At 48.2% G+C, this 26,752-nt stretch carries 39 protein-coding genes, 1 tRNA gene and 1 other RNA gene; 40 read left to right on the top strand and 1 reads right to left on the bottom strand.

The window, feature by feature from the left end:
* Positions 1-9: 9 nt before the first annotated feature.
* The 33 genes from rplD (at position 10) to DW949_RS03745 (ending at position 15,400) form a co-directional block, all read left to right on the top strand.
* On the top strand, positions 10-633 hold the full coding sequence (gene rplD, locus DW949_RS03585; RefSeq protein ID WP_118021913.1) for a 50S ribosomal protein L4: 624 nt from the start codon (positions 10-12) through the stop codon (positions 631-633).
* Positions 633-914, top strand: coding sequence for a 50S ribosomal protein L23 (rplW, locus tag DW949_RS03590; protein WP_118021914.1), 282 nt, complete (start codon positions 633-635; stop codon positions 912-914). The genes rplD and rplW overlap by 1 nt, the downstream gene beginning before the upstream one ends.
* A gap of 30 nt (positions 915-944) precedes the next feature.
* A complete protein-coding gene (gene rplB, locus DW949_RS03595) occupies positions 945-1,772 on the top strand; it encodes a 50S ribosomal protein L2 (RefSeq protein WP_059076092.1) in 828 nt (275 codons plus the stop codon).
* Between the two features lie 22 nt (positions 1,773-1,794).
* Positions 1,795-2,070, top strand: a complete 276-nt coding sequence (rpsS, locus tag DW949_RS03600) for a 30S ribosomal protein S19 (protein ID WP_059076093.1) — start codon at positions 1,795-1,797, stop codon at positions 2,068-2,070.
* A 14-nt stretch (positions 2,071-2,084) separates the two neighbouring features.
* Entirely contained in the window at positions 2,085-2,420 is a 336-nt protein-coding gene (gene rplV, locus DW949_RS03605; RefSeq protein WP_059076094.1) for a 50S ribosomal protein L22, read from the top strand.
* 13 nt (positions 2,421-2,433) lie between these two features.
* The gene (gene rpsC / locus DW949_RS03610; protein ID WP_059076095.1) at positions 2,434-3,105 is read left to right on the top strand and encodes a 30S ribosomal protein S3; all 672 of its coding nucleotides are present in this window, start codon (positions 2,434-2,436) and stop codon (positions 3,103-3,105) included.
* Positions 3,105-3,530: a 50S ribosomal protein L16 gene (gene rplP, locus DW949_RS03615; RefSeq protein ID WP_118021915.1), complete on the top strand. Its 426-nt coding sequence runs from the start codon at positions 3,105-3,107 to the stop codon at positions 3,528-3,530. The genes rpsC and rplP overlap by 1 nt, the downstream gene beginning before the upstream one ends.
* Before the next feature lies 1 nt (position 3,531).
* Positions 3,532-3,732 carry a 50S ribosomal protein L29 gene (rpmC, locus tag DW949_RS03620; protein ID WP_014015743.1) on the top strand — a complete coding sequence of 67 codons (201 nt, stop codon included), beginning with the start codon at positions 3,532-3,534 and terminating at the stop codon, positions 3,730-3,732.
* Between the two features lie 42 nt (positions 3,733-3,774).
* A complete protein-coding gene (gene rpsQ, locus DW949_RS03625) occupies positions 3,775-4,029 on the top strand; it encodes a 30S ribosomal protein S17 (protein WP_059076097.1) in 255 nt (84 codons plus the stop codon).
* 25 nt (positions 4,030-4,054) lie between these two features.
* A complete protein-coding gene (gene rplN, locus DW949_RS03630; RefSeq protein ID WP_059076098.1) occupies positions 4,055-4,423 on the top strand; it encodes a 50S ribosomal protein L14 in 369 nt (122 codons plus the stop codon).
* Between the two features lie 25 nt (positions 4,424-4,448).
* Positions 4,449-4,757 (top strand): 50S ribosomal protein L24, encoded by a 309-nt coding sequence (gene rplX / locus DW949_RS03635; protein WP_172793335.1) that lies wholly within the window; start codon positions 4,449-4,451, stop codon positions 4,755-4,757.
* A 29-nt stretch (positions 4,758-4,786) separates the two neighbouring features.
* Complete coding sequence (gene rplE / locus DW949_RS03640) at positions 4,787-5,326, top strand: 50S ribosomal protein L5 (protein WP_118021916.1); 540 nt, start codon at positions 4,787-4,789, stop codon at positions 5,324-5,326.
* A gap of 18 nt (positions 5,327-5,344) precedes the next feature.
* Positions 5,345-5,614, top strand: a complete 270-nt coding sequence (gene rpsN / locus DW949_RS03645; RefSeq protein ID WP_059076101.1) for a 30S ribosomal protein S14 — start codon at positions 5,345-5,347, stop codon at positions 5,612-5,614.
* Between the two features lie 28 nt (positions 5,615-5,642).
* Complete coding sequence (gene rpsH, locus DW949_RS03650; protein WP_059076102.1) at positions 5,643-6,035, top strand: 30S ribosomal protein S8; 393 nt, start codon at positions 5,643-5,645, stop codon at positions 6,033-6,035.
* A gap of 20 nt (positions 6,036-6,055) precedes the next feature.
* Complete coding sequence (gene rplF / locus DW949_RS03655; protein WP_118021917.1) at positions 6,056-6,598, top strand: 50S ribosomal protein L6; 543 nt, start codon at positions 6,056-6,058, stop codon at positions 6,596-6,598.
* A 34-nt stretch (positions 6,599-6,632) separates the two neighbouring features.
* Positions 6,633-6,995, top strand: a complete 363-nt coding sequence (gene rplR / locus DW949_RS03660) for a 50S ribosomal protein L18 (protein WP_059076104.1) — start codon at positions 6,633-6,635, stop codon at positions 6,993-6,995.
* Between the two features lie 18 nt (positions 6,996-7,013).
* Complete coding sequence (gene rpsE, locus DW949_RS03665) at positions 7,014-7,514, top strand: 30S ribosomal protein S5 (RefSeq protein ID WP_059076105.1); 501 nt, start codon at positions 7,014-7,016, stop codon at positions 7,512-7,514.
* A 17-nt stretch (positions 7,515-7,531) separates the two neighbouring features.
* The gene (gene rpmD / locus DW949_RS03670) at positions 7,532-7,711 is read left to right on the top strand and encodes a 50S ribosomal protein L30 (protein WP_059076106.1); all 180 of its coding nucleotides are present in this window, start codon (positions 7,532-7,534) and stop codon (positions 7,709-7,711) included.
* Positions 7,712-7,732: 21 nt separating this feature from the next.
* Positions 7,733-8,197: a 50S ribosomal protein L15 gene (rplO, locus tag DW949_RS03675; RefSeq protein ID WP_118021918.1), complete on the top strand. Its 465-nt coding sequence runs from the start codon at positions 7,733-7,735 to the stop codon at positions 8,195-8,197.
* Between the two features lie 12 nt (positions 8,198-8,209).
* Entirely contained in the window at positions 8,210-9,472 is a 1,263-nt protein-coding gene (secY, locus tag DW949_RS03680; protein WP_118021919.1) for a preprotein translocase subunit SecY, read from the top strand.
* A 13-nt stretch (positions 9,473-9,485) separates the two neighbouring features.
* Positions 9,486-10,136, top strand: a complete 651-nt coding sequence (locus DW949_RS03685) for an adenylate kinase (RefSeq protein ID WP_118021920.1) — start codon at positions 9,486-9,488, stop codon at positions 10,134-10,136.
* 2 nt (positions 10,137-10,138) lie between these two features.
* Positions 10,139-10,894 carry a type I methionyl aminopeptidase gene (map, locus tag DW949_RS03690; RefSeq protein WP_118021921.1) on the top strand — a complete coding sequence of 252 codons (756 nt, stop codon included), beginning with the start codon at positions 10,139-10,141 and terminating at the stop codon, positions 10,892-10,894.
* The gene (locus DW949_RS03695; RefSeq protein WP_118021922.1) at positions 10,887-11,177 is read left to right on the top strand and encodes a KOW domain-containing RNA-binding protein; all 291 of its coding nucleotides are present in this window, start codon (positions 10,887-10,889) and stop codon (positions 11,175-11,177) included. Before map ends, DW949_RS03695 begins: the two co-directional genes overlap by 8 nt.
* Complete coding sequence (infA, locus tag DW949_RS03700) at positions 11,170-11,388, top strand: translation initiation factor IF-1 (protein ID WP_118021923.1); 219 nt, start codon at positions 11,170-11,172, stop codon at positions 11,386-11,388. Before DW949_RS03695 ends, infA begins: the two co-directional genes overlap by 8 nt.
* A gap of 24 nt (positions 11,389-11,412) precedes the next feature.
* Complete coding sequence (gene rpmJ / locus DW949_RS03705) at positions 11,413-11,526, top strand: 50S ribosomal protein L36 (RefSeq protein ID WP_007391661.1); 114 nt, start codon at positions 11,413-11,415, stop codon at positions 11,524-11,526.
* A 22-nt stretch (positions 11,527-11,548) separates the two neighbouring features.
* Entirely contained in the window at positions 11,549-11,917 is a 369-nt protein-coding gene (rpsM, locus tag DW949_RS03710; protein ID WP_118021924.1) for a 30S ribosomal protein S13, read from the top strand.
* Between the two features lie 24 nt (positions 11,918-11,941).
* The gene (rpsK, locus tag DW949_RS03715) at positions 11,942-12,334 is read left to right on the top strand and encodes a 30S ribosomal protein S11 (RefSeq protein WP_059076114.1); all 393 of its coding nucleotides are present in this window, start codon (positions 11,942-11,944) and stop codon (positions 12,332-12,334) included.
* A gap of 54 nt (positions 12,335-12,388) precedes the next feature.
* The gene (locus tag DW949_RS03720; protein ID WP_118021925.1) at positions 12,389-13,369 is read left to right on the top strand and encodes a DNA-directed RNA polymerase subunit alpha; all 981 of its coding nucleotides are present in this window, start codon (positions 12,389-12,391) and stop codon (positions 13,367-13,369) included.
* A 17-nt stretch (positions 13,370-13,386) separates the two neighbouring features.
* A complete protein-coding gene (rplQ, locus tag DW949_RS03725) occupies positions 13,387-13,725 on the top strand; it encodes a 50S ribosomal protein L17 (RefSeq protein ID WP_059076116.1) in 339 nt (112 codons plus the stop codon).
* A 98-nt stretch (positions 13,726-13,823) separates the two neighbouring features.
* A complete protein-coding gene (locus DW949_RS03730; RefSeq protein WP_199595733.1) occupies positions 13,824-14,270 on the top strand; it encodes a DUF3783 domain-containing protein in 447 nt (148 codons plus the stop codon).
* Positions 14,271-14,287: 17 nt separating this feature from the next.
* Positions 14,288-14,791 (top strand): 8-oxo-dGTP diphosphatase, encoded by a 504-nt coding sequence (locus tag DW949_RS03735; protein ID WP_118021926.1) that lies wholly within the window; start codon positions 14,288-14,290, stop codon positions 14,789-14,791.
* 80 nt (positions 14,792-14,871) lie between these two features.
* A complete protein-coding gene (locus DW949_RS03740) occupies positions 14,872-15,174 on the top strand; it encodes an MTH1187 family thiamine-binding protein (protein WP_118021927.1) in 303 nt (100 codons plus the stop codon).
* A 135-nt stretch (positions 15,175-15,309) separates the two neighbouring features.
* A tRNA-Ser gene (locus DW949_RS03745) sits at positions 15,310-15,400 on the top strand.
* A 260-nt stretch (positions 15,401-15,660) separates the two neighbouring features.
* Here the strand turns inward: DW949_RS03745 and DW949_RS03750 are convergent.
* Positions 15,661-17,397 (bottom strand): IS1634 family transposase, encoded by a 1,737-nt coding sequence (locus DW949_RS03750; RefSeq protein WP_118021928.1) that lies wholly within the window; start codon positions 17,395-17,397, stop codon positions 15,661-15,663.
* Positions 17,398-17,782: 385 nt separating this feature from the next.
* Here DW949_RS03750 and ssrS point away from each other — a divergent pair.
* The 7 genes from ssrS to rimO all read left to right on the top strand — a co-directional run bounded on the left by ssrS (position 17,783) and on the right by rimO (position 26,749).
* Positions 17,783-17,961, top strand: a non-coding RNA gene (gene ssrS / locus DW949_RS03760) — 6S RNA.
* Positions 17,962-18,040: 79 nt separating this feature from the next.
* Entirely contained in the window at positions 18,041-19,363 is a 1,323-nt protein-coding gene (locus DW949_RS03765; RefSeq protein ID WP_118021929.1) for a replication-associated recombination protein A, read from the top strand.
* A gap of 35 nt (positions 19,364-19,398) precedes the next feature.
* Complete coding sequence (locus tag DW949_RS03770; RefSeq protein WP_118021930.1) at positions 19,399-21,969, top strand: DNA translocase FtsK; 2,571 nt, start codon at positions 19,399-19,401, stop codon at positions 21,967-21,969.
* Positions 21,970-22,042: 73 nt separating this feature from the next.
* On the top strand, positions 22,043-22,438 hold the full coding sequence (locus DW949_RS03775) for a RodZ family helix-turn-helix domain-containing protein (RefSeq protein WP_118021931.1): 396 nt from the start codon (positions 22,043-22,045) through the stop codon (positions 22,436-22,438).
* A 12-nt stretch (positions 22,439-22,450) separates the two neighbouring features.
* Positions 22,451-24,358: a YgiQ family radical SAM protein gene (locus DW949_RS03780; protein WP_118021932.1), complete on the top strand. Its 1,908-nt coding sequence runs from the start codon at positions 22,451-22,453 to the stop codon at positions 24,356-24,358.
* Between the two features lie 4 nt (positions 24,359-24,362).
* Positions 24,363-25,409: an ABC transporter substrate-binding protein gene (locus tag DW949_RS03785; RefSeq protein WP_118022029.1), complete on the top strand. Its 1,047-nt coding sequence runs from the start codon at positions 24,363-24,365 to the stop codon at positions 25,407-25,409.
* A gap of 5 nt (positions 25,410-25,414) precedes the next feature.
* Positions 25,415-26,749 (top strand): 30S ribosomal protein S12 methylthiotransferase RimO, encoded by a 1,335-nt coding sequence (gene rimO, locus DW949_RS03790; RefSeq protein ID WP_118021933.1) that lies wholly within the window; start codon positions 25,415-25,417, stop codon positions 26,747-26,749.
* Positions 26,750-26,752: the final 3 nt, after the last annotated feature.

Below are 26,752 nucleotides of genomic sequence, written 5' to 3' on the forward strand. Positions count from 1 at the left end.
TAAAATAGAATGCCAAAAGTAAGCACGTATAATATTACCGGCGCACAGACCGGTGAAATCGAATTGAACGATAGCGTATTTGGCGTTGAAGTGAACGAAGCTGTCATGAGACAGGCTGTACTTCGTCAGCTCGCCAATGAACGTCAGGGCACACATGCTACCAAAACCCGTGGTCTCGTACGCGGCGGCGGCAGAAAACCCTGGAAACAAAAAGGAACCGGCCGGGCCCGTGTAGGCAGCACCCGCAGCCCATTGTGGGTTGGTGGCGGTACGGTATGGGGTCCCCATCCGCGTTCGTATGAACAGAAGATGCCCCGCAAAGCCCGCCGTCTTGCTGTAAAATCCGCGTTAAGCGATAAAGTCAACACAAATGAATTGTTTGTACTTGACGAAATCAATCTGGCCGCTGCTAAAACTAAAGAAGTAGCACAGATTATCAATAATTTCAAATTTACGGGCGAAAAAGTCCTCTTCGTCACGGATAATGACGAAGTCGTAACACGCTGCGCACGCAACATCGAAGGTGTAAAAGCCGTTTCCACGACGGGCATCAACATTTTCGACCTGCTCCACTACACGAAGCTGTTCGTAACGAAGAGCGCTGTAGCTAAGATTGAGGAGGTGCTCGGATAATGGATATGCATGATCTCTTGTTAAAACCGGTCATCACCGAAAAAACAACGATGATGATGTCTGATGGCAAATATACATTTAAGGTACCGCTCCATGCCAATAAGATTGAAATCCGCAAAGCCGTAGAAAAAGTTTTTAATGTTAAAGTTAAAAGCGTTACGACACTGCGCACGATGGGCAAAATGAAACGCATGGGCAAATATATTGGTAAACGCCCGGATTACAAAAAAGCCATCGTAACCCTTCAGGAAGGCGAAACAATCGAATTCTTTGAAGCATAAGCAATATTGACATAAGGAGGAGGCACCAAAATGGCCATTAAATCTTTTAAACCGTATTCCGCCGGCCGCCGTTTCATGACTGTCTCGACATTCGATGAAATTACCGCGTCCAAACCGGAAAAATCCTTGCTGGTCAAAGTAACGAGCAAGGGCGGTCGTAATAATCAGGGCAGAATGACAGTCCGCCATCAGGGCGGCGGTCATAAACGCCGTTATCGTTTGATTGATTTCAAACGTATCAAAGACAATATCCCGGCAAAAGTAGCAACGATCGAATACGATCCGAACCGCTCTGCTAATATCGCCCTTCTGTTTTATGCAGATGGCGAAAAGAAGTATATTCTGGCTCCGAACGGCCTGAAAGTCGGCGATGTCGTCGTTTCCGGTCCGGAATCGGATATCAAAACTGGGAATGCACTGCCTCTCGGCAAGATTCCTCTTGGTACTCTCGTACACAACGTTGAACTGAAAATCGGCAAAGGCGGCCAGATGGTCCGTTCCGCTGGTTCTTCTGCGCAGATCATCGCTAAAGAAGGAAACTATGCACTGCTTCGTCTTCCTTCCGGTGAATTACGTCAGGTTCATGTAAACTGCCGTGCAACGGTTGGCATCGTCAGCAATCCGGATTATGAAAACCTTACAATCGGTAAAGCCGGCCGTTCCCGCTGGATGGGTATCCGCCCGGGCAACCGTGGTGTTGTCATGAATCCGTGCGATCATCCTCATGGCGGTGGTGAAGGTAAGTCTCCTGTTGGTCGTAAACGTCCGGTTACTCCGTGGGGTAAACCTGCATACGGCGTGAAGACCCGCGAAGCAAAGAAGGCTTCCAATAAGTTTATTGTGAAGAGACGTAAATAGGTCCAGGAAAGGAGATATATAAGTGTCCAGATCCGTAAAAAAAGGCCCGTTTGTTGCTGCTCATCTCGTAAAAAAGATTGACGCCATGAACGAAGCCAATGAAAAAAAAGTAGTCAAAACCTGGTCTCGTGCATCTACCATTCTGCCTAGCTTTGTAGGCCATACGATTGCTGTTCACGACGGCCGCAAACACGTTCCTGTTTATATCACTGAAGATATGGTTGGCCATAAACTGGGCGAATTCGCTCCGACACGTACATTCAAAGGTCATGCTAAATCTGAAAAAGTAACAGGCTAAGGGAGGTACTAACCATGGAAGCAAGAGCAATTGCTAAACATATCCGCATAGCCCCCCGTAAGATCAGAATCGTAGCTGACCTCGTACGGGGCAAAAACGTGAGCGAAGCTTTCGCAATCCTCAAATTTACTCCGAAAGTAGGTTCCCGGGTTGTAGAAAAAGTTCTTCGTTCGGCTGTTGCCAATGCGGAACACAATAATGATATGAACGCAGATTCTTTGTATGTTTCTGAAATCTTCGTTGACCAGGACTCCACGATGAAACGTATTCATCCCCGTAGCCGTGGACAGGCTTTCAAGATCCTGAAACATTCCAGTCATGTGACTGTTGTAGTAAAAGAAAGAGCTTAAGGAGGGAAACGTAGTGGGTCAAAAAGTTAACGCCCATGGATTTCGCGTCGGTGTTTCAAAACCTTGGGATGCAAAATGGTATGCTGAAAAAGATTATGCTGCACTTCTGAACGAAGACGTCAAAATCCGTGATTTCTTAAAGAAACAGTTATTTATTGCAGGCGTTTCTCGTATTGAAATCGAACGTTCTGCCAAACGTATCAAATTAATCATTCATACAGCTAAACCGGGCATGGTCATCGGCCGTGGTGGTGCTGGTATTGAAGATATCAAAAAAGCTCTGAAAGCTTTTACTGATAAAAATGTCGATGTTAACATTGCTGAAATCAAACAGGCTGAAATGGACGCAACTCTCGTTGCTGAAAACGTTGCCAGCCAGCTCGAACGCCGTATTGGTTTCCGTCGTGCTATGAAACAGTGCGTAGGCCGTACGATGCGTATGGGCGCCAAAGGTATCAAAATCATGTGCTCTGGCCGTCTTGGCGGTGCCGAAATCGCCCGTAGCGAAAGTGTCCGCGATGGTTCCATCCCTCTGCATACACTTCGCGCTGATATCGATTATGGCTTTGCAGCAGCGCACACAACTTATGGCTGCATCGGCGTAAAATGCTGGATCTACAAAGGAGAAATCCTGCCGGAAGTAAAAAAAGCTCCGCAGAAAAAACGTGAAGGGAGTGAAGCCTGATGTTAATTCCAAAACGTGTCAAACATCGTAAACAGTTCCGCGGCCGTTTAAAAGGTAAGGCTCAGCGTGGCAATAAAGTAGCTCATGGCGATTTCGGTCTTGTAGCTTTGGAACCTGCCTGGATTACCAACCGTCAGATCGAAGCTTCCCGTATTGCTATGACCCGTTACATCAAACGTGGCGGTAAAGTATGGATTAAAATTTTCCCGGACAAACCGATTACAGCTAAACCGGCTGAAACCCGTATGGGTTCTGGTAAAGGTTCGCCGGAATACTGGGTAGCCGTTGTAAAACCGGGCCGTGTACTCTTCGAAATGGGTGGCGTTAGTGAAGAAGTCGCTCGCGAAGCTATGCGTCTTGCCGGTCATAAGCTGCCGATTAAAACTAAATTTGTTGTTAAAGGTCAGGAATTAGGTGGTGAATAAAATGAAGGTTAAAGAAATCCGTGCTCTTAGCGCTGCCGAAATGGATGAAAAGGTGGTTAGCCTGAAAGAAGAATTGTTTAACCTCCGTTTTCAACATGCGACCGGCCAATTAGAAAATCCCATGCGCATCCGTGAAGTAAAGAAAACTATCGCTCGCATCAAAACGGTACAGCGCGAAGCAGAATTGAAAGCACAGGCGTAAGTCACACAGGATTGGAAAATCTAAAAGGAGGTCACAGCTCAGATGGAAAGAAATGAACGCAAAATCCGCGTAGGCAAAGTAGTCAGCAACAAAATGGATAAGACTGTAGTTGTTGCAGTAGAATATAAAGAACAGCATGAACTCTACAAAAAGCCGCTCGTCAGCACTGTAAAGTTCAAAGCTCATGACGAAAATAACGAATGCGGCGTCGGTGATATCGTACGCATCGAAGAAACCCGCCCCCTGTCCAAGCAGAAACATTGGCGAGTAGTCACCATCGTTGAAAAAGCGAAGTAAGATCGATTAATTAGGAGGTCAAGCCATGATTCAGCAAGAAACTGTGTTGAATGTTGCCGATAACACGGGTGCGAAGAAAGTACTCTGCATCCAGGTCATGGGTGGTTCGTACAGAAAATATGGTAACATCGGTGATATTATCACCTGCACTGTTAAAGATGCAACACCCGGCGGCGTTGTCAAGAAAGGCGACGTTGTAAAAGCTGTTATCGTTCGTTCTAAAAAAGGATTGCGCCGTGCTGATGGTTCCTACATCCGTTTCGATGAAAATGCAGCCGTCGTAATCAATAATGATAAGAGCCCGAAAGGCACTCGTATTTTTGGGCCCGTTGCCAGAGAACTGCGTGAAAAAGATTTCATGAAGATCATCTCCCTGGCTCCGGAAGTATTATAAGGAGGAGGTGTTCTCAATGGGTAAAATGCATATCAAAACCGGTGACAGCGTTATCGTCATCGCCGGCAAAGAAAAAGGCAAAAAAGGCAAAGTCATCGCTTGCTATCCGAAAAAGGACCGCGTAGTCGTTGAAGGCCTTAATAAAGTAAAACGTCACACAAAACCGACACAGAACAATCCTCAAGGCGGCATTATCGAAAAAGAAGCAGCACTGCATGTTTCTAACGTAATGCTCGTAGATCCTGAAAGCGGCAAGCCGACTCGTGTAAAAATGGTACAGCAGGCTGATGGTACAAAAGTACGCACGGCTGTCAAGAGCGGCAAAGCTATCTAACTTAACGTAGAGAAGGGAGGGCCTTGAGAGTGTCCAGATTAAAAGATTTTTACCTTTCGGATGTAGTGAAAGGGTTACAGGAAAAATACAATTATAAAAACGTCATGCAGATTCCAAAGGTGACTAAGGTCGTCATCAACATGGCTGTTGGTGAAGCCGTTACGAATTCCAAAGCCTTGGATGCTGCTGTAAACGATATGACAATCATTTCTGGCCAGAAACCGTTGATTACGAAGGCCAAGAAATCTATCGCAGCTTTTAAAATCCGTGAAGGCATGAACCTCGGCTGCAAAGTTACACTTCGCGGCGAACGGATGTATGAATTCCTCGATAAACTGATGAACCTGACGCTGCCCCGCGTCCGTGACTTCCACGGCGTAAGCGCTACGGGTTTTGATGGCCGTGGCAACTATACTCTGGGTCTGAAGGAACAGCTCATTTTCCCGGAAATCGAATATGATAAAGTCGATAAAGCCCGCGGCATGGACATCACCATCGTTACGACAGCGGAAACGGACGAAGAAGGCCGTTATATGCTGAAACTGATGGGCATGCCTTTTGAAAAGTAATAGAGGAGGATAACATACATGGCAAAGAAATCTATGCTTGAACGTGAAAAGAAACGTGAAAAAATGGTTGCCAAATACGCTAAGCTCCGTGCTGAACTCAAAGCAAAAGGCGACTATGAAGCACTTTCCCAGTTACCTGCCAATGCTTCTCCGGTTCGTCTGCACAACCGTTGCAAGGTAACCGGCCGTCCTCACGGTTATATGCGTAAATTCGGCATCAGCCGTATCACATTCCGTGACCTGGCTTACAAAGGTCAGATTCCTGGCGTCAAAAAAGCCAGCTGGTAACTCATTATATGGAGGGAGGTTTTAGATTATGGTAATGTCCGATCCGATTGCGGATATGCTCACCAGAATCCGTAATGCCAATTCGGCATATCACGAAAAAGTTGAAATGCCCGCTTCCACGATGAAGGCCGCAGTGCTGAACATCCTGAAAGAAGAAGGCTTCGTAAAGAACTATGAAACCGTTGACGAAGGCAAGACGCTGAAAGTCACATTGAAATATGGTTCTAATAAAGAAAAAGTAATTACCGGCATCAAGAGAATTTCTAAACCGGGCCTGCGCGTTTATGCTAGCAAAGAAGAATTACCGCGCGTTCTCGGTGGTTTGGGAATCGCAGTAATTTCCACGTCCCAGGGTGTTATGACTGATAAAAAAGCTCGTAAACTTGGTCTGGGCGGCGAAGTTATCGCTTACGTCTGGTAAATCGTTTTGGAGGTGTCAATATGTCCCGAGTAGGTAGAATGCCTATTGATATCCCGGCAGGCGTAACAGCAACCCTCGATGGCCAGGTGATTACCGTTAAAGGCCCGAAAGGCGAACTTACCCGTACGCTTCACCCGGATATGAAAGTAACAGTACAAGACAATGTTATTACTGTCGAACGTCCGAATGACGAAAAAAATAACCGCGCCCTGCACGGCCTTACCCGTGCTCTCATTGCCAATATGGTAAAAGGCGTAACGGAAGGCTTTAAAAAAGAACTGGAAATCGTTGGTGTTGGTTACAGAGCACAGATGAAAGGCAAGAAACTTGCCCTGACTCTCGGCTTCTCCCATCCCCTCGAACTCGATGCCCCGGAAGGTATTACGATTGAATGCCCGAGTGCTACGCAGATTGTAATTTCCGGTATCAATAACGAACACGTCGGCGAATTTGCTGCCAAGATCCGTGGCTATCGTCTGCCTGAACCGTATAAAGGAAAAGGTATCCGCTATGTTGGTGAACATGTCCGCCGCAAAGCTGGTAAAGCTGGTACGAAGAAATAATAACGTCATTTATATATAGAAAGGAGTGAATTCCTTGAAAAAGAGTAAGAATGCGATTCGCGTAAAACGTCACTGGCGCTTACGTAAGAACATCAACGGCACGGCTGAACGTCCGCGTTTGAACGTTTTCCGCAGCCTTTCCAATATTTATGCACAGGTCATTGATGATGTCAACGGTGTAACCCTGGTTTCCGCCAGCACGCTGGACAAGGAAATCAAAGCTCAGGATGTCAAAGGCGGTAATGCTGAAGCAGCTAAACTGGTTGGCAAACTTGTTGCTGAACGAGCTATCGAAAAAGGCATCACGACAGTAGTATTTGACCGTGGCGGTTATATTTATCATGGCCGTGTAGCAGCACTGGCTGCAGCAGCTCGTGAAGCTGGCTTGAAATTCTAGTCAAGGAGGAAATAACACATGGCAAAAGTTGACCATGCAGGTCTCGAATTACAGGAAAATGTCGTTTTCATCAACCGTGTTGCCAAAGTAGTAAAAGGCGGCCGTCGTTTTTCCTTCAGTGCCCTCGTTGTTGTCGGTGACGGCAATGGCCGTGTAGGTGCAGGCTTAGGTAAAGCTGGCGAAGTTCCTGAAGCTATCCGCAAAGGTGTTGAAGACGCCAAAAAGCATATCATCTCCGTTCCTTTGAAAAACGGTTCTATTCCTCACCAGATCACAGGTATCTTTGGTGCTGGCAAAGTTCTTTTGAAACCGGCTGCTGAAGGTACTGGCGTTATCGCCGGCGGCCCGGTCCGTTCCGTATTGGAACTGGCTGGTGTACGTAACATTCTGACGAAATCCCTGGGTTCTTCCAACCCGAACAACATGGTTCAGGCTACGCTTACTGGCCTTTCCCAGTTGAAAGACGTCAGCAAAGTTGCTGAACTCCGCGGCAAAACAGTAGAAGAAATTTACGGCTGATAAGGAGGATATACGTAATGTCTCAAGTAAAAGTTACCCTTGTAAAGAGCGTTGCCAGCCGTCCTGCCGATCAGCGCGCAACGGTTGTCGCTCTGGGTCTCCACAAGACGAATTCCAGTGTTATCAAAGAAGCTACTCCGCAGATCAAAGGAATGCTTCATAAAGTTGAACACTTAGTTAAAGTAGAAGAAATCTAATATAAAAGGAGGTGCGCTTCATTGAAACTTCATGAAATGAAAATTGTTCCCGGCTCCAAGAAAAAACATTTCCGCGTAGGCCGCGGTACGGGTTCCGGTAACGGAACGACAGCCGGCAGAGGTAATAAAGGTCAGAATTCCCGTAGTGGCGGTGGTACACGTCCTGGCTTCGAAGGTGGCCAGATGCCGCTGTATCGTCTGCTCCCGAAACGTGGATTTAAAAATATCTGGGCTAAAAACTATGCAGAAGTAAACGTTTCTACGCTCAATCGTTTTGAAGATGGTGCTACCGTAGATCCGGTTGCTCTCGTAGAAGCCGGTATCGTCAAGAATGTACGCGATGGTATCCGTATCCTCGGCAATGGCGAATTGGAAAAGAAGCTCACTGTCGTAGCTCAGGGCTTTACAAAATCTGCTAAAGCGAAGATTGAAGCAGCAGGCGGCAAGGCGGTTGTACCGGGTGAAGAACCGGTAGCAGAACAGTAGGGGTGATTTGTGGTGTTAGAAAACATCCAAAATGTACTGAATGTTCCCGAATTCCGGAAGCGCGCAGTCTTCACTCTGATCATGTTCATCATCTTCCGCCTTGGTGTACATATCCCTGTTCCCGGTGTGGATGCATCGGTCATTGAAAATCTGTTTTCCAGTGGTAACCTGTTCGGGCTCCTCGATTTATTCTCTGGTGGTGCCCTGAGCAAGTTTTCCGTACTGGCAATGAGCATCACACCGTACATCAATGCATCTATCATCATGCAGCTTCTTACGTCAGTGGTACCGACCTTTGAGCAATGGGCAAAGGACAATCAGGATGGCCGTGATAAAATCCAGAAAGTAACTCGCTGGGGCACGGTTGTCCTCGGTTTCATCCAGGCTTTTGCCATGAGTTATGCTTTAAAGGTCAACAATGCGCTGATAGATAACAGCTGGGCCATGGTTCTCATGGTTTCCATCATCTTGACTGCCGGAACGTGCTTCCTCATGTGGCTTGGCGATCAGATTACGGCCGGTGGTATTGGCAATGGGATCTCTCTTATCATCTTTGCCGGTATCGTTGCCCGCTTCCCTGATGGAGTGATGACGATTTACAAATACGTACAGGCCGGTACGATTAATATTTTCCAGGCTCTGCTCTTTGCCATCATTGCACTTCTGATGATTGTTGTTGTCATCGAAGTAACGCAGGGGCAGCGTCGCGTATCTGTCCAGTATGCCAAACGTGTTGTTGGCCGTAAGATGTATGGCGGTCACACAACACATATTCCTTTGAAAGTGAATCAGGCAGGCGTTATTCCGATCATCTTTGCTTCTTCTGTATTGATGTTCCCTATTACGATTGCCCAGTTCGTGCAGAATGATACGGTACAGTGGATTGCCAGCTTCTTTGCCTGGGGTACACTGACCAATACTATCATGTATGCACTGCTGATCATGTTCTTCACATATTTCTACACTGCCATTACGCTGAATATTCCCCAGCTCACGGAAAATATGCAGAAATACGGCGGCTTTATCCCGGGCATCCGTCCTGGTCAGCCGACGGCACTGTATATCGACCGCATCATGACGAGAATTACTCTCGCCGGTGCGTTCTTCCTGGCTTTTGTGGCTATCCTGCCTAACTTTATCGGCTGGGTAACGGGTATCCAGGGGGTATACTTTGGCGGTACGGCACTTCTTATCGTCGTCGGTGTTGCTATCGATACGATGAAGCAGGCTGAATCCTTAGTTCTCAACAGACAGTACCAGGGGTTCATGAAATAAGGAGGTAGTTTGAATGTATATTCTGTTAATGGGCCCTCCCGGGGCCGGCAAAGGCACACAGGCCGAACGCCTGATTGACAAGTATGGTATTCCTCAGATCTCCACGGGCGACATGTTCCGTGCAGCTGTAAAGGAACAGACTCCTCTCGGCTTGGAAGCAAAGAAGTACATGGATAACGGACAGCTCGTTCCCGATGCTGTTACAGTAGGCATCGTCAAAGAACGTCTTGCCAAGGATGACTGCAAGAAAGGCTTTATTCTCGACGGATTCCCCCGTACAACCAGTCAGGCTGTCTCCCTCGATGCGATTCTCCGCGATCTGGGAATCAAGCTTGATGGTGTCATTAATATTGCCGTTCCCGATGAAGAACTCATCAAACGGACGACGGGCCGTCAGATCTGCCGTAAATGTGGTGCAACCTATCATATTGTATTCGAACCTTCCAAAGTGAAGAATGTTTGCGATAAATGTGGTGGCGAATTATATCAGCGCGATGACGACAAAGTCGAAACAGTTAAAAAACGCCTCAGCGTCTATGCTGCCCAGACGAAACCGCTCATCGATTACTATAAAAATTCCAATCTCTACATCGAAGTAGATGGAAAACAGAGCATGGAAGATGTATTCCGCGATATTGTAGCCAGCCTTGAAAAGAGTAAATAAGAATGATTATATTAAAATCGAAAAGGGAAATTGAGTATATTCGTGAAGCAGGCCGGATTACCGCCGATGCGCTGGAATTGATGCGAGAACTGGCAAAACCGGGTGTGACTACGGGTGAACTTGACCAGCGCTGTGAAGAATACATTCGCAGTCAGGGGGCCTTCCCGAGCTGCAAAGGCTATTATGGATTCCCGGCTACTATCTGTGCCAGCGTGAATGAAGAAGTCGTTCATGGGATTCCCGGCCACCGCAAGCTTAAAGATGGCGACATAATCAGTATCGATTTGGTAGTAAACAAAAACGGGTATCATGGTGACTCGACGGTTACATTACCTATTGGCCATGTGGACCCGAAAACACTTCAGCTCTTGAAGGTGACAAAAGAATGCCTGTATAAAGGCATCGAACAGGCTGTAGCTGGCAACCATCTCGGTGATATTGGTCACGCCGTTCAGGCCTACGCTGAATCCTTTGGATACGGCGTCGTCCGGGACTATGTCGGACATGGTATCGGATCGGATATGCATGAAGATCCGGAAGTGCCAAATTATGGTCTGGCCGGGCACGGAGAACTGCTCGAACCGGGTATGGTACTGGCTATTGAACCGATGATCTGTATGGGTACAGAAAAGACGCACCAGCTCAAGAATGGCTGGACCGTCGTAACCCGTGACAGCAAACCGGCAGCTCATTTTGAACACACCGTTGCTATCACGGAAAATGGCCCCGATATTCTTACACTTCCGTCACATGGATAAGCCGCTGATTCCTGCCGGTACGGTTGTACTCAGCCTTGCCGGAAAAGATAAGGGCGCTGTGTATGTAGTCACGGGCAGTCTTACTGCTCCCTACGTATGGATTGCAGACGGTCGTAAGTATCATGTGGAGAAGCCGAAGAAAAAGAATTACCGGCATCTTCAGGTTTTAGGAACGAGCGTATCCGGTATGGACGCTGGTTCCGTACGAATCAGCAACGAATGGATACGGTCCGTCCTGAAACGGGCCGGTGTTGAATCTACCAGGGAGGTAACACATGTCTAAGCAAAATGTCATTGAAGTGGAAGGCGTTGTAGTAGAAGCGCTGCCAAATGCCATGTTCAAGGTTAAATTGGAAAATGATCACATCGTGCTGGCCCATGTTTCCGGCAAAATGCGGATGAATTTCATCCGTATCCTGCCAGGCGACCGGGTTACGATGGAACTGACACCGTATGATCTGAATCGTGGCCGTATTACGTATCGCTTCAAATAGGCTTGATTACGCAGGAGGTTAATTATGAAAGTAAAACCGTCGGTTAAGAAAATTTGCGAAAAATGCAAAATCATTAAACGCAAAGGCCGTGTTATGGTTATTTGCGAAAATCCGAAACATAAACAGAAACAAGGTTAATATTCAGGAGGTGAATGAATAGATGGCACGTATAGCCGGTGTAGATTTACCACGTGACAAACGTGTTGAAATTGGTTTAACATATATTTATGGTATTGGCCTGTCTTCCTCTCAGGAAATCCTCGCCAAAACCGGTGTCAATCCCGATACCCGCGTTCGCGATTTGACAGAAGATGAAGTGCAGAAAATCCGTGAAGTCATCGGTTCTGATTACAAAGTAGAAGGTGACCTTCGCCGTGAAACTGCTCTGAACGTAAAACGACTGATTGAAGTCAATTCCTATCGCGGCAAACGTCATCGTGCAGGTCTGCCTGTTCGTGGTCAGCGTACGAAAACCAATGCCCGTACACGTAAAGGCCCGCGCAAAGCAATCGCAGGCAAGAAAAAATAATTTTAGGTAAGGAGGGAAACGATTTTGGCTAAGAATAATGTAAGAAGCAATAAGAAAAAAGAAAAGAAACACGTAGAATCGGGTGCAGCTCATATCCGTTCTACTTTCAATAATACGATTGTCACCATCAGCGATCCTAAGGGTAATGCACTCAGCTGGGCAAGCGCTGGTGAAATGGGTTTCCGTGGTTCCCGCAAGAGCACCCCGTTTGCTGCTCAGATGGCTGCTGAAACTGCTGCCAAAGCTGCTATGGAACACGGCCTTCGCTCTGTTGAAGTATTTGTTAAAGGACCTGGTTCCGGCCGTGAAGCCGCTATCCGTGCTCTGCAGGCTGCTGGCCTGGAAGTCAATTCCATCAAAGACGTAACACCGATTCCTCATAATGGCTGCCGTCCGCCTAAACGTAGACGCGTATAATTGTCCGCGCTTTTGACCAAGTTGTTTTGATTCTGATATAGGAGGATTTTCCTAATGATAGATGACAGCAAGTTCAAGATTGAAATCGCAGAAAAAAGCGATGACGGCAAATACGGAAAATTCGTATGCGAACCTCTGGACAGAGGTTACGGAATCACATTGGGTAATAGTTTGCGGCGCATTCTTCTGGCCTCTTTGGATGGCGTTGCCATCACGTCTATCAAGATTGACGGCGTGCTGCATGAATTTTCGACCATCCCCGGTGTCCGAGAAGATGTAACGGACATCATCCTGAATCTGAAACAGGTTTGCATGAAGTTCACAAATGATGATATCGACGAAGCCGATATCACCATCGATGTTAATGGCGAATGCGAATTTACCGCAAAAGATCTTGACGTAAATACAGACGTAGAAATTTTGAACCCGGAACTTCATATTGCTACTCTCGATACAGATGCCCATATCCACATGCAGTGCCATATTGAACGAGGCAAAGGGTATGTACCGTCTACGAAAAACAAAAAGGATACGGATATGATCGGGGTCATTCCTATTGACTCTATCTTCTCTCCTGTCGTTCGTACGAATTATGAAGTAGGCAATGTCCGGGTTGGCAATGAAATGGATTATGATTCGCTGACTCTTGAGGTGACAACGAATGGCAGCATCACGGCAGAAAATGCCGTAGCCAAAGCTGCATCCATTATGATCAGCTACCTGAATTATTTCCAGGATATCGCAACTGATGATAAAGTTAATGAATCCATGGCCAAGTTTACTGATACAGAAAATTCAGAAGAAGTAGTAGAAGAAGGTCCTGAATTGGATAAAGTTAAAATCGATGTTCTTGACCTCTCCGTACGCGCTTCCAACTGCCTCAAACGGGCCAATATTTATACGCTGGCCGATCTGACGGAACGGACAGAAGACGATCTTGCCAAAATCCGTAACCTGGGCAAGAAGTCTGTCGATGAAATCATCGAAAAGTTGCGTAAAGAAGGTTACGATTTAAAATCAAGTGACGAAGAATAGTTTTAGGAGGATGAACGATGGCTTATAGAAAGTTAGGACGCGACAGCTCTGCGCGTAAAGCATTATTGCGCAGCATTGTTACCTCTTTGTTCCAGCATGAACGCATTGAAACCACGGAAGCAAAGGCAAAAGAACTCCGCAAGATGGCTGAAAAAATGCTTACCCTTGCCAAACGGGGTGACCTTCATGCACGCCGCCAGGTACTCGCTTATCTGATGGACGAAGATGTAGTTAAAAAGCTGTTTGATGAAATTGCACCGAAATATAAAGATCGCCAGGGCGGCTATACCCGCATCATTAAGAAAGGCCCGCGCCAGGGTGATGCAGCTCCGATCGTTATCATCGAATTAGTTTAATCTCAACGGAAAAATCCCCAATGGGATAAACGAATGGGATGCACGGCCGCTGTGGTTTGTTCCACAGCGGCTTTTTTGATAAGAAAGGGGAGAATACGATGGCATTTAAAATGATTCTGGCTGTAAATTTTACTCCGGACCGGTTAAAACAACTCAAACTTCTGGGAATGTTGACTAAATCACAGGTAAAAGCTGTAACGGAAGAGGAAAAAGAGGAGACGGTCGGCAAAGTCCTTGGCCTTACGGAAGAAGAAGTAGCTGAAATTGCTGCGATGAAAGGCGATGCACAAGAACAGACCGTGGAACATACGCCGGAAGAAGACGGCGAATTACCTCCTGTAACCAAAGAAGCCATTGTTCTCTGCGGGTTTACGAACCAGACTGTCAATCTTCTTCTGGATGCTATCCGCCGGGGCAGATTGAAGAATATCCCTCTCAAAGCTATGGTTACGCCAACGAATATTTCCTGGACAATTAATACGATTTTGCAGGAATTAAATAAAGAACACGAATATTTCAAGAATATGAAGAAAAAGGGAAAATAAGGAGGCTGGTTCAGACTATGCGTCCTACTACCTTATGCTTCCCTGTCAACGCAAGGGGACAGATCCTCCTGGGTCGGAAAAAACGGGGATTTGGTGTTTCTAAATGGAATGGATTCGGAGGAAAAATAGAAAAGGGAGAAACATTCCGGACCTGTGCCATACGGGAGCTTTATGAGGAGTGTCATCTGACAGCAGACGAAGCAGCATTGCAACTGGTGGCCTATCTGGATTTCCGCTTTCCTGCTGAGCCTGCGTATGATCATATTGGGTATGTTTACCTTCTTCACGACTGGAAGGGCACCGTAACGGCTTCTGAAGAAATGGAACCGCGCTGGTTTTCTCTCTCTTCGCTTCCTTATGGTGAAATGTGGAAAGCGGACGTTATCTGGATTCCTATGATTCTTTCGGGCCGGACGATTTCCGGTACCATTATATTTGGCGATGACAACGACAGTATTGCCCATACCGCCTTTTCCGATGCGCCTGACCTGATAGAACAAACTATTTCATACCCATTCTAAGCAGTGTATACAGACTGGACAAGTGTGCCGAATCGTTTATAATGAAGACAGAATCATTATTTTATGAGGAGGGTTTTATTATGAATACACTTGTAGCTGTCTGCATTGCTCCCAGTGGTACTGGTGACGAATATGCGCCTTATGTGGCAGAAGTCGTTAAAATTATCCGTAATTCGGGCCTGAAGTGCCATACGTACTCTATGTTTACGGAAATCGAAGGAGAATGGGATGATGTCATGGCCGTCGTCAAAAAGGCGACCCAGTATTTTACTGATAAGGGAATCCGTACCTCTGTTGTGTTGAAAGCCGATATCCGTCCCGGATATACGAATATGATGGATGGGAAGATAGAACGACTGAATAAAGCCATAGAAGGAAAATAGGCAGAATACATCAATGCCGTGAATACTGTCCTGGCAGGAGCGGAGCCGTTTCAATAGGATCCGCCTGCTCTTGTCAGGAAATATCCCTTGACAGATAATACAAAAACGTGTATACTAATCTAGTCAGTTGCATATGGAGTGATACTCAAGAGGCTGAAGAGGACGGTTTGCTAAATCGTTAGAGGTCGTAAGGCCTGCGAGAGTTCGAATCTCTCTCACTCCGCCAGATTACTGGACAGAGAGCACCTAGGAAAATTTCCTGGGTGCTCTTTTTTTGATAACTCCTGTACAAGTGGAATGATTTGATGGAAAAGGCATATACATTGGAGTTGGATTTACATGAAATTTGTTTAAATAACTGTGACATTTCTGTGTTCTTGTATTATACTCCCATCTTTGACACTTAAAAAATAGTAAAAGGCTTGAAACCCTAGTAAATACGGGCTTCGAGCCTTTTTTATTTGGTGTAAATTTTGAGTACTTTTTTTACGGTTTACTGGCCTTTATAATTTTTTTCATTTGAGACGCACTTAAGACTTCGTAATCTGTTCGGAAACCAAATGCTTCATGTAAGGCATCGGTTACATCCGTTCGTGTATAGGTGGGGATATAATCTCCCGTAGGGGTTTCTAAAAAGTTTAAGTTCCGGATTCCTGTGATTAATTCCTTTGTAGTAAAAGCATAGTGCGTTTTCTTTTCCAGATATCGATATATCATCAAAGAAAGAAAACAAATAAGGAAATGAGCCCGGATACGGTCTTCCCGGGATAAATAAACGGGACGGGCCTTAAATTCTGTTTTCATGATTCGGAAGGATTCCTCGATTTCCCATCGTCTCTGGTTCAGCCGGATGATATCCTGCGGTGCATCATCCAGACTGGTACAGACAGCATAGAATCCATCAAATTTTGTTTCCTGTTCAATCCGTTCCTGATCCAAGGTATAGACTTCTTTTTCTGCCACTTCCCCATCAGGGGTGATTCGTGTCTTCTTTATGAACCGTTTAAAGTCATTGGCATGATACTTCTTTAAGGAGGATACATGAGTCTCCATGGCTTGGCAGGCACGCTGTATCTGTTGATTCCGGATATGCTGCTGGTAATGCTTGTATTTTAAGGAAAAGGTTACGATGAGATGCTGTTCTAAATCATCTTCGTTTATCCATCGTTCTTTAAAAAAGGTCTGGGACCGATAGGGATTATCTTCCGGGTCGGCAGCATCACAGGCATTGATATCATCCAGATTGTATTCGTTCCGGTCAGAAGATCCGCAAAGATGCCAGCCTTTGGGGTTCAGAGCCCATTGACGCAGATGTCCCTTTAATTTTTTCAGGGATTGTGTCGTCAGGAACGCCCTTCCACCTTTCGTGTTGAACTGACGGTTAGATAGAGACGACAATCCACTGTCGGTACAAACAACGAACTGGGAGGGAGAAAAATCACGCAGGATTTTTTCTTCCAGCGGCTGCAGTGTAACCTGTTCATTGGTATTCCCGCTATGGATACAGAACGCCAGTGGAATCCCATCCCCATCCAGAAACAATCCCATCTCTACAATCGGATTGGGACGATGCTCTTTAGAAGGGCCATATTGGCGAAATCCGTCTTCCTGTTCAATCTCAAAAAAGAAATTTGTACAATCATAATACAAGATACGGTTATTGTGGTTTCCCAACTCCGTGCCAGTCCGATATAACTGGGCCTGTATAAAGTCGGATTCCTGTGCCAGAATCCCCAGGGCCCGATAGATTTGGTGGAGCTGGAAGTCCGGTGGTTCGAGGAGCATCTGGGAAAACTGGAATGTACTGACTTTGGAAGACGGATAGAGAACACGGGAATAGATAAGGCGGGAAAGAATGGCGTCCAGATTAAACTGAAATTTATGTCGTCTGGCAATGGATTCACATAGCTGAGGAAACCGGAGCTGATGATACAGTTGTTGTAAAAAGAGATATCCCCCGCACATCAGACGGCGACGATCTTTGGGTAATGATTTGGATTGTTTGAATCGAAGAATAACATCGCGGCTTGCTGCTTTTTCCTGTTCATTCAATGATTGGATATATTCTTTTGCCCAGGCAATGGGATCCGGGTGTAATTTCTTTAATTCGTCATAGGTTCCGAGTTTTTCGACCACTTTGGAAGAATGTTTGCCATTGACATAGGTAGAGCGGATAACATATAACGACTGGGCATGTTTGGATTTAGAGATTTTAAGACGCACAGCATCCACCTCCTATCCATATTATAACACATTACTCAAACATTACTCAAGAAAAAGATGGAAAAATTGACAAAAAAATAAGCCATTTTACTGGCTTCGCAGCGTTTTTCTTTTATTGCAAGTGTCAAACTCCCGAGTATACCGTATCTGCCGGGATGATTTGGGAAATATCGAGTCCCAGCGTACGGTCGATATCAAAAAAGAAATATTTTTTTCTCATGACAGAATCCTTTCTATAGAAGAAAAATCAAGTATTATTATACGGAGAAACAGGCGGATATTCAATTGTCAATCTGCAAAATATCCCTGTTTCAGAGGAATATACAGTAAATTATATGTCAAGTCTTGATTTTTTCTATGTATTTGATTATACTAAATGCAAGAGAAAACCCTACTGTGTTCGTAAAATGATCTCGTGTTTTGAACCAACATCTTTTACATTGGGAGTCCGGGCTCTATGGCTGCCAGGCAATGCCTTCACTGGACTGTCGAACTCCATAGGAGGACACCCACCTGCTCAGGCAGGCTCAAAACTTGGTTTATAAACGGCATGGTGGGGCTTCTTTTTCTGTATAATTCATTGCGAAGATTTAGTGCCGCTAAGTTATCTTGGCGGCTTTCTATTTACAGCAGGTGAGAACAAATGAACGGAGACGATTTATTTTCGTTGGCAGCAGAAGAACAGCAGCCTCTTCTGGCCCCTCTTGCCGTACGCATGCGGCCGGAAACGCTGGATGAAATCTGCGGGCAGGATGTCCTGATCGGCCCGGGCAGTTTTCTCCGGGTCATGATCGAAAAGGATACGCTGCCCAGTCTTCTCTTTTATGGACCTTCCGGCGTTGGAAAGACGACGCTGGCCCACGTGATAGCCCATGCGACGCACAGCCGGTTTGTCAAAGTCAATGCCGTGACGGCCGGAACAGCGGAACTGCGCAAGGTCATACAGGAAGCCAGGGATGCCATACAGATGTATCAGAAGCGGACCATCCTTTTTATTGACGAAATACACCGCTTCAATAAAAGCCAGCAGGACGTACTTTTACCATATGTAGAAGACGGCACGGTCATTCTTATCGGGGCTACGACAGAAAACCCGTATTTTGAAGTGAACCGGCCGCTTTTGTCACGTCTGCGTGTCCTTACATTTTCGCCCCTGGGACGGGAGGATATTGCAAAGGTGCTGCAGCGGGCCCTGACAGACACGGAAAAAGGGCTGGGACGCCTGCACATACAGGCTGATACAGAACTATTACAGCTCCTGGCCGACGGGGCGGATTGTGATGCCCGTGCCGGACTGAACCTGCTGGAACAGGCCTGCATGCTCGTACCGGAAGGTGGCAGACTGACAAAAGAAACGGTAGAAAAAGTAATGGGCCATACACTGTACACGTATGATAAACAGGGAGATGCCCACTATGATACAGTCTCCGCCTTTATCAAGAGCATGCGCGGTTCTGATCCCGATGCGGCCCTTCATTATCTGGCCCGTATGATAGAAGCAGGGGAGCAGCCCTCTTTCATTGCCCGGCGGCTGGTCATCTGTGCAGCAGAAGATGTGGGACTGGCAGATCCTCAGGCACTGGTAGTGGCCAACGCGGCGGCACAGGCTGTACAGCTTGTCGGCTGGCCGGAAGGGCGGATTATTTTATCGGAAGCTGTCATTTACGTGTCCTGCGCACCCAAGAGCAATAGTGCCTGCATGGCTATCGATCATGCCCTGCAGGATGTCCGTCATGGCGGCTGTGGAGATATCCCGGCCTGGCTCCGCGATGCCCATTATCAGGGCGCTTCCGCTCTGGGACATGGGAAGGGATATAAGTATCCCCACGATTATCCCGGCGGCTGGGTACAGCAGCAGTATCTGCCAGATCCGCTCAGAGACCGGCAGTACTATGAAGCAACGGATCATGGAAAAGAGAACGCCATGGCGGAAGAATGGCACAAACGCTGCGGTAATGGAAAATAAATCAGAATGTATATGTGGTTTGGAAGGTGAAAGGGTTGGCACAAGGGAAAACAAAACGTACGACGAAATCCCGGCCCCGCAAGGCTTCGGGAAAGGGCGTGCGCCGTACAACGAAGAAAAAAAATACAGAACCATCGCTGCTGAAATATGAGATTTTCGGCATTGTCCTTTTGTGCTGCGGTATTTTCACGACGGTGGGTATTATCGGGATTGATACAGGCAGTGCCGGCCACAGTATTGATGGTATCCTGTCCTATATATTCGGCATGGGCCGGATCGTTTTTACTCTCTCTATGGTCGTCCTGGGCCTAAAATATATTATTTTGCGCAAGGCTTGGCCCCTCACGAAGAACTGGCTGGCAGGCGGCGTGCTCTTTGTGCTGTTTCTGGGTCTTATTCATCTTTTGTTTATACCCCAGGGTGCAGAGTTCATGCCGGCTATGTTGCGTGTCGGAGGCGGTGCCGCCGGCGCTGTCGTGGCCTCCCTGCTGCGCTCCTTTCTCGGCGAGTTTGGCGCCGTTCTGGTCGTTGTGGCCTTAGGAATCGTAACGCTGCTCGTATGGAAAAAATGGTCTATTTCCCGGCCCGTGGCACTGGTTTCGGATAAGGCGTCGGAAGAAGTATCCCGCGTATCCGATAAGGCCGTAGAGGGCCTGCAGGAAGCATCCCGTTCCATGCAGCAGTGGCACGAACATCATCATATCTTTGACCTTGAAAAAGAGGAACAGGAAGAAAAGACAGAATCGGCAGAAGCTTCAGATACGGTGGCTGCCGACAGGGAAGGTGCGGCAGAGACAGAACCGCTGCGGGCAGAAGACCAGCGTGACGGAGACAGCCTGCCCCATGGCCAGCGTGTCGATTTTACGCCTGAAGAAAGAGCGACGCTGACGGAAGAGGAAGAATTCATACCGGGGCTGCCGCAGGAGCTCAATATATCTCCTGTTTCGGCGGCACCGGCCGTACTCCCGCCGGAAGGGACACCGGCTGATGATAGTGATGCAGAACCGGAAGATACATCAGTACAGCAGGATGAACGGCAAAAAGTATGCCAGCCTGTCCGGGATGTCCTGCAGGAAGAACTGGCCGACCTGAAGCCGGTTGAAATCGATGCCCAGTCTACTGCCGTCGATGTGGCACCCCGGGGCCATTCGGCAGTTCCTGCAGCCAAAGGAGAAAATACGTATCGCCTTCCGTCGATAAGCCTGCTCAGACCGGGGAAGCCCCTGGCTGAAGGGCTGAGTGAAGAAGCCCGCCAGAATGCCGTCATTCTGCAGGAAACGCTGAAAAGTTTCAATATTGAAGCTAAAGTGACGAATGCCAGTCAGGGCCCCTCGGTCACCCGTTATGAACTGGAACCGGCAGCGGGGGTACGCGTGAGCCGGATTGTCGGTCTGGCCGATGATATCGCCTTAAATCTGGCGGCGACACAGGTCTTTATTGAAGCACCGATTCCCGGAAAGGCTGCCGTGGGCATTGAAGTACCGAATAAAACACGTACAGGGGTCAACCTGCGCGATGTCCTCGATACAAATGAATTTAAGAATGCCGCTAGCGGCGTACCCGTAAGTCTGGGCAAAGATATTGCCGGGAATCCGGTCATTGCCGATCTGACCAAGATGCCCCACCTCCTCGTCGCCGGTACGACCGGGTCCGGCAAGAGTGTCTGTATTAACACGTTCATTGCCAGTATCCTGTTTAAGCAGCGTCCGGAAGATGTCAAACTCGTGTTGATCGACCCGAAGGTCGTCGAACTGTCTGTATACAATGGCATTCCCCATCTGATGACACCGGTCGTCACGGACCCCAAAAAAGCAGCCAATGCACTGCGCTGGGCTGTCCGGGAAATGGATGACCGCTATAAGCGGTTTTCCCAGGGCTTTGCCCGCGATATCAAGAGTTTCAATGAAAAATATCCCGATGAAGCCATGCCGTATGTGGTCATCATCATCGATGAAATGGCAGACCTCATGATGGCGGCCTCCAGTGACGTGGAAGATTCCATCTGCCGTCTGGCGCAGAAAGCCCGGGCCTGTGGCATGCATCTGGTCCTGGCTACCCAGCGTCCTTCCGTCGATGTCATCACCGGCCTCATCAAGGCCAATATTCCGAGCCGCATCGCGTTCCGCGTCTCCAGCCAGACCGATTCCCGTACTATCCTGGATATGGGCGGCGCTGAAAAACTGATTGGCAACGGCGATATGTTTTACTTCCCGACGGGTGCCCCAAAACCAATCCGGGTGCAGGGAGCATTCATTTCGGATGCAGAAATCGAACAGCTGGTCACGTTCATAAAAAATCAGAACACGGCAGAACCGAAGTACGATGAATCGATCCAGCAGTCCTCCGGTGAAAGCAGCGGGGACACGGCCGGATTTTTTGAAGATGAACTGATGCCCCAGGCCATCGATATGGTCCTTGAGACGGGACAGGCATCTTCTTCCATGCTGCAGCGCCGGTTCCGTGTCGGATTTACCCGGGCGGCCCGCATGATCGATACTATGGAAGCCATGGGAATAGTCGGTCCCAATGAAGGAAATAAGAAGCCCCGGGAAATCATCATGTCACCGGCGGAAGTACAGGAAAAATTCTTCCATAAGGATACGTGATATCATTTTTTCCGGGAATAGTATATAATTAACTATGTATGCGCAGGCATGCTCAGTATAAGGGGGCGGTTCTTTGTCTTCTATCGGCAGAGTGTTACAGCAGGAAAGGGAACAGCAGGGACGTACACTGAAAGAAGTGTCCGATGCTGTCAATATAAAGGAAGCCTATCTCGATGCCCTGGAAAAGGAAAATTTTGATGTCATCCCCGGTGCCGTCTTCGTCAAAGGGTTCATCCGGACCTATGCAGAGTATCTGGGACTGGACGGCGCAGAACTGGTTACAGCCTATAAAAAGGATGTCGTGGCGAGAAAACCGAAACCGGAAGTGCGCCCTGTGGCAGAGAACCCGGAACGGGCAGGAAGGGAAGAACGGCAGAAAGAACGGAACCGGCAGAGCAAATGGCAGGGTATTACCATTTTGTCGGGGATTATTTTGTTTCTGCTGCTCATTATCTGGTTACTTTTATAAAAGAGGAAACATATGAACGAGGAATTTCTGGTGACCAGCCGGGCCGATATGGAACGGCGCGGCTGGGACCAATTGGATTTTGTATATATCAATGGCGATGCCTATGTAGATCATCCCGGCTTTGCGGCGGCTGTAATCGGCAGGGTGCTGGAGAGCCGCGGCTACCGCGTGGGGATTATCTCCCAGCCGGACTGGCATAGCGCGGAACCATTCAAAGCCCTGGGACGGCCCCGTCTGGGGGTTTTGATTACAGCAGGCAATCTCGATTCCATGCTCAATGAAAAAACAGCGGCTAAAAAGTTCCGCAGCACCGATAACTATTCGCCGGGAGGCATAGCGGGGAAACGGCCGGAACGGGCCACCATCGTATATGCCAACCGGATGCGCGAGGCCTATAAGGATGTCCCCATCATCATCGGGGGCATTGAGGCCAGTCTGCGCCGTTTTGCTCATTATGATTACTGGTCCGACAAAGTACGTCATTCCATACTTCTGGACAGCAAGGCAGATATCCTGAGTTATGGTATGGGTGAACATTCTGTTGTGGAAATTGCCGATGCCCTGGCAGAGGGGAAGACCGTAGCAGAAATGTATCACATCCGCGGCATCTGCTATGTGACCAGCCGGCCGCCTATATCGGAAAAAACCGTACTTTGCCCGTCCTATGAAGAAGTGAAGGAAGACAAAAAAGCATTTGCCAGAGCCTTTAAAATACAGTATGAGGAGCAGGACCCTTTCTATGGCCGGACGATCATACAGCCATCGGAAAACCGTTATGTCGTCCAGACTCCGCCGGCTCTGCCCCTTACGACGGAAGAAATGGATGCCGTCTATGAACTGCCTTTTACACGGCGGTGGCATCCCGATTACGATGCCTGCGGCGGCGTACCGGCCCTGCATGAAGTGCAATTCAGTCTGACCAGCCACAGGGGCTGTTTCGGGCACTGCCATTTTTGCGCTATTACCAGTCATCAGGGGCCGATCGTCCAGAACCGCAGTCATGAATCCCTGATCCGGGAAGCCGTGCATATGACCCATCTTCCCGGGTTTAAAGGGTATATCCATGATGTGGGCGGACCGACGGCGAATTTCCGTCATCCGGCCTGTCAGAAACAGCTGACAGCCGGCGTGTGCCGGGACCGTCACTGCATCGGCAGTGAAACCTGTCCCAATCTGGATACGTCCCATGACGATTATCTGAAATTATTGCAGGAAATCCGCCGTGTACCCGGCGTCAAAAAAGTATTTGTCCGTTCCGGACTGCGCTATGATTATCTTCTGGCAGATCATAATAAAAAATTTGTAGAAGAATTGTGCCGGTATCACGTCAGCGGCCAGCTGAAAGTGGCACCGGAACACGTCGTAAAACACGTAACGGACCTGATGGGAAAGGCTGATGTACATGCCTTTCTGACTTTTAAAAACTGGTTTGACGAAGCCAATCGCAAACTGGGAAAGAAACAGTATCTCGTACCGTACTTTATGTCCAGTCACCCGGGCTGTACTCTTGCCGATGCCATCACCCTGGCAGAGTTTTTGCGGGATATGCATATGCAGCCCGAACAGGTACAGGATTTCATCCCCACTCCGGGGAGCCTCTCGACGGCCATGTATTACACGGGCATGAATCCGCTGACCGGTGAAAAAGTCTACGTGGCCCGGCGCCCGGAAGAAAAACAGATGCAGCGTGCTCTTATGCAGTACAAAAATCCTGCTAATTATGATATTGTCTACAAGGCGTTGTGCGTTGCGGGAAGGCGGGATCTGATCGGCTACGGCAGCCATTGTCTGATTCCTCCCCACCGGCCGGGAAAAGCGCGGATGGAAAAGGCTCCGGGAATGACAGGGAAACGCCGGCCCGGAAAGTCAGGCCAAAAGGGCAGAACGCCGCAAAAACGGCAGCGTCATGGATTCAGGTGATTTCATGAAAAAATATTTACCGACACTGGCTATCGTACTGTTTGTACTGGCTGTGCTGGGATTCAGCAATATATTACTGGAAAAGCAGCAGGAAGAAAAAGCGCAGGAAGCGTACCGGGCAGAACGGCACTTAGTCGTATATTCCGACATGCCTGCCGATGTAAACAGTGCCCTGGCCAGGACCTTTTATAAAGATACGGGTCTGCGGGTGCAGATTGAAACGCGGACAGATGACGAACTGCAGGCACTGGCTGACGATGTGGCGTCTGATGCCGGGCCGGATATGGTCATTGCGTCTGAACCAGTATTGAAAGATCTGCAACAGGCCTCTGTATTCGTCCCCTACGCGTCACTGGCTACGGAAAGCGTTCCCTATGCATTTAAAGACGCTGACGGATATTGGACGGGCGCCTGGTATGATCCCATGGTTTTCGTCGTGAGCCGGGCGTATTATGAACGCCGTGGCAATGAACTGGAAACATGGAATGATCTGCTGACCGATCCGGAAATGGTTCTGGCTTTTCCTGATCTGGCAGCGACGGATATGGCAGGCGACTTCCTCTGTTCCTATGTAGAGGTTGCCGGGACAGCCGAAGCCAGCCGGTACTTCAAGGCTCTGCAGCCCCATATTGCATCATATGCCAAGACGATGTCGCCCATCGTGCGCCGCGTCGCGGCCGGTGAAGCCGATATGGGCGTTGCCAGTGCCATGACGGTCCGGCAGTTTTTGCGGGACAAAGCACCGGTTGTCATGCTGTATCCCCAGGACGGGACATCATACTGGCTCTACGGCCGGGGCACGACGAAATGGTGTACCGATTGGGAACTGGCCCCGGTCTTTGCTGACTGGTTGTTGTCGCGGAGCGCTCTTACGCTCCTGCATCAGAATACGCTGTTCCTGACGACAGCCAGTGACGTGCTGCCGAAAGAATTAGATGGACGCAACCGGTATCCTGTGCTTTTCCCAGTCCGCAAACTGTATACGGATCAGGGCAGGAAAAATGTACAGGATTGGTGGATTAAAACTATTCGATTTGGAAAGGAACCATAAGATACATGGAAAAAATTGGGTTTGTCAGTCTGGGCTGTTCAAAAAATCTCATCGATACAGAAGTGATGCTGGGCATTCTGCGGGACCGTCATATGGAAATCACCGATGATCTGGAAGAAGCGGATATCATCATCGTCAATACCTGTACGTTTATTGAAAAAGCAAAACAGGAATCCATCGATACGATTCTTCAGGCGGCCCGGTATAAAACAGAAGGCCGGTGCCGGATACTGATCGTGACAGGATGTCTGAGCCAGCAGTATAAAGAAGAACTGATGAAGGAAATGCCGGAAATCGATGCTCTGCTGGGTACGGGTTCATGGGACCGGATCTGGGATGCCATCGATACCGTAAAGAAAGGCAGAAAAGCCTGTTTCATGGATAATGTCAGCCATTTGTACAATCAAAATACGAGCCGACTGCGTACGACGCCGTCGTACAGTGCCTACGTCAAAATCGGGGAAGGCTGCAATAACGGTTGTTCCTTCTGCATTATCCCCCATGTCCGGGGCCGGTTATACAGCCGCCCTGTCGATTCCGTCGTGGCAGAAGTACAGCAGCTGGCTTCTGAAGGCGTAAAAGAAATCAATCTCATTGCACAGGATACGACCAGCTATGGTGTCGATCTGGCCGGCCATTCCCTGCTGCCGGATCTGCTGCGCCGTCTGGTAACTATCGACGGTATCCGCTGGATCCGACTGTTTTATCTCTATCCTCATTATTTTACGGATGAACTGATGGAACTGATTGTCAAAGAGGATAAAATCTGTCCCTATGTCGATCTGCCGCTGCAGCATATTTCCCAGTCTGTCCTGGAACGCATGAACCGCCGCGATTCGGAAGACGATGTACGGCATCTCATGAAGAAATTATGCAGTCATGGCCGGAAGCTGACCTTGCGGTCTACGTTCATCGTGGGCTTTCCCGGCGAAACAGAAGAAGAATTCCGTGAACTCTGTGACTTTGTCAAAGAAACGGAATTTGATGATGTAGGCGTCTTTACCTACAGCCGGGAAGACGGGACACCGGCAGCCCGTATGAACAATCAGGTTCCGGAAGAAGTCAAAGAAGAACGATATCATCAGCTCATGGCCATTCAGGCCAAAGTATCGGAACATCGCAATCAGGAACTGGAAGGTTCCCTTCATACGATGCTCGTCGAACGGGTAGAAGAGGAACAGGGGGTCTGCCAGGCCGTCGGGCGCATTGAAATCCAGGCCCCCGATGTAGATGGACTGACTTATCTGGAAAATGCAGAAGGCGTACAGCCCGGGGATATGATCCCCGTACGGATTTCCCAGGGATTTGCCTATGATCTGGTTGCAGAACGGGCTGAATGATGA

Origin of the sequence: Megasphaera sp. AM44-1BH (genome assembly GCF_003467125.1) — a bacterium.
GTDB lineage: Bacteria > Bacillota > Negativicutes > Veillonellales > Megasphaeraceae > Megasphaera.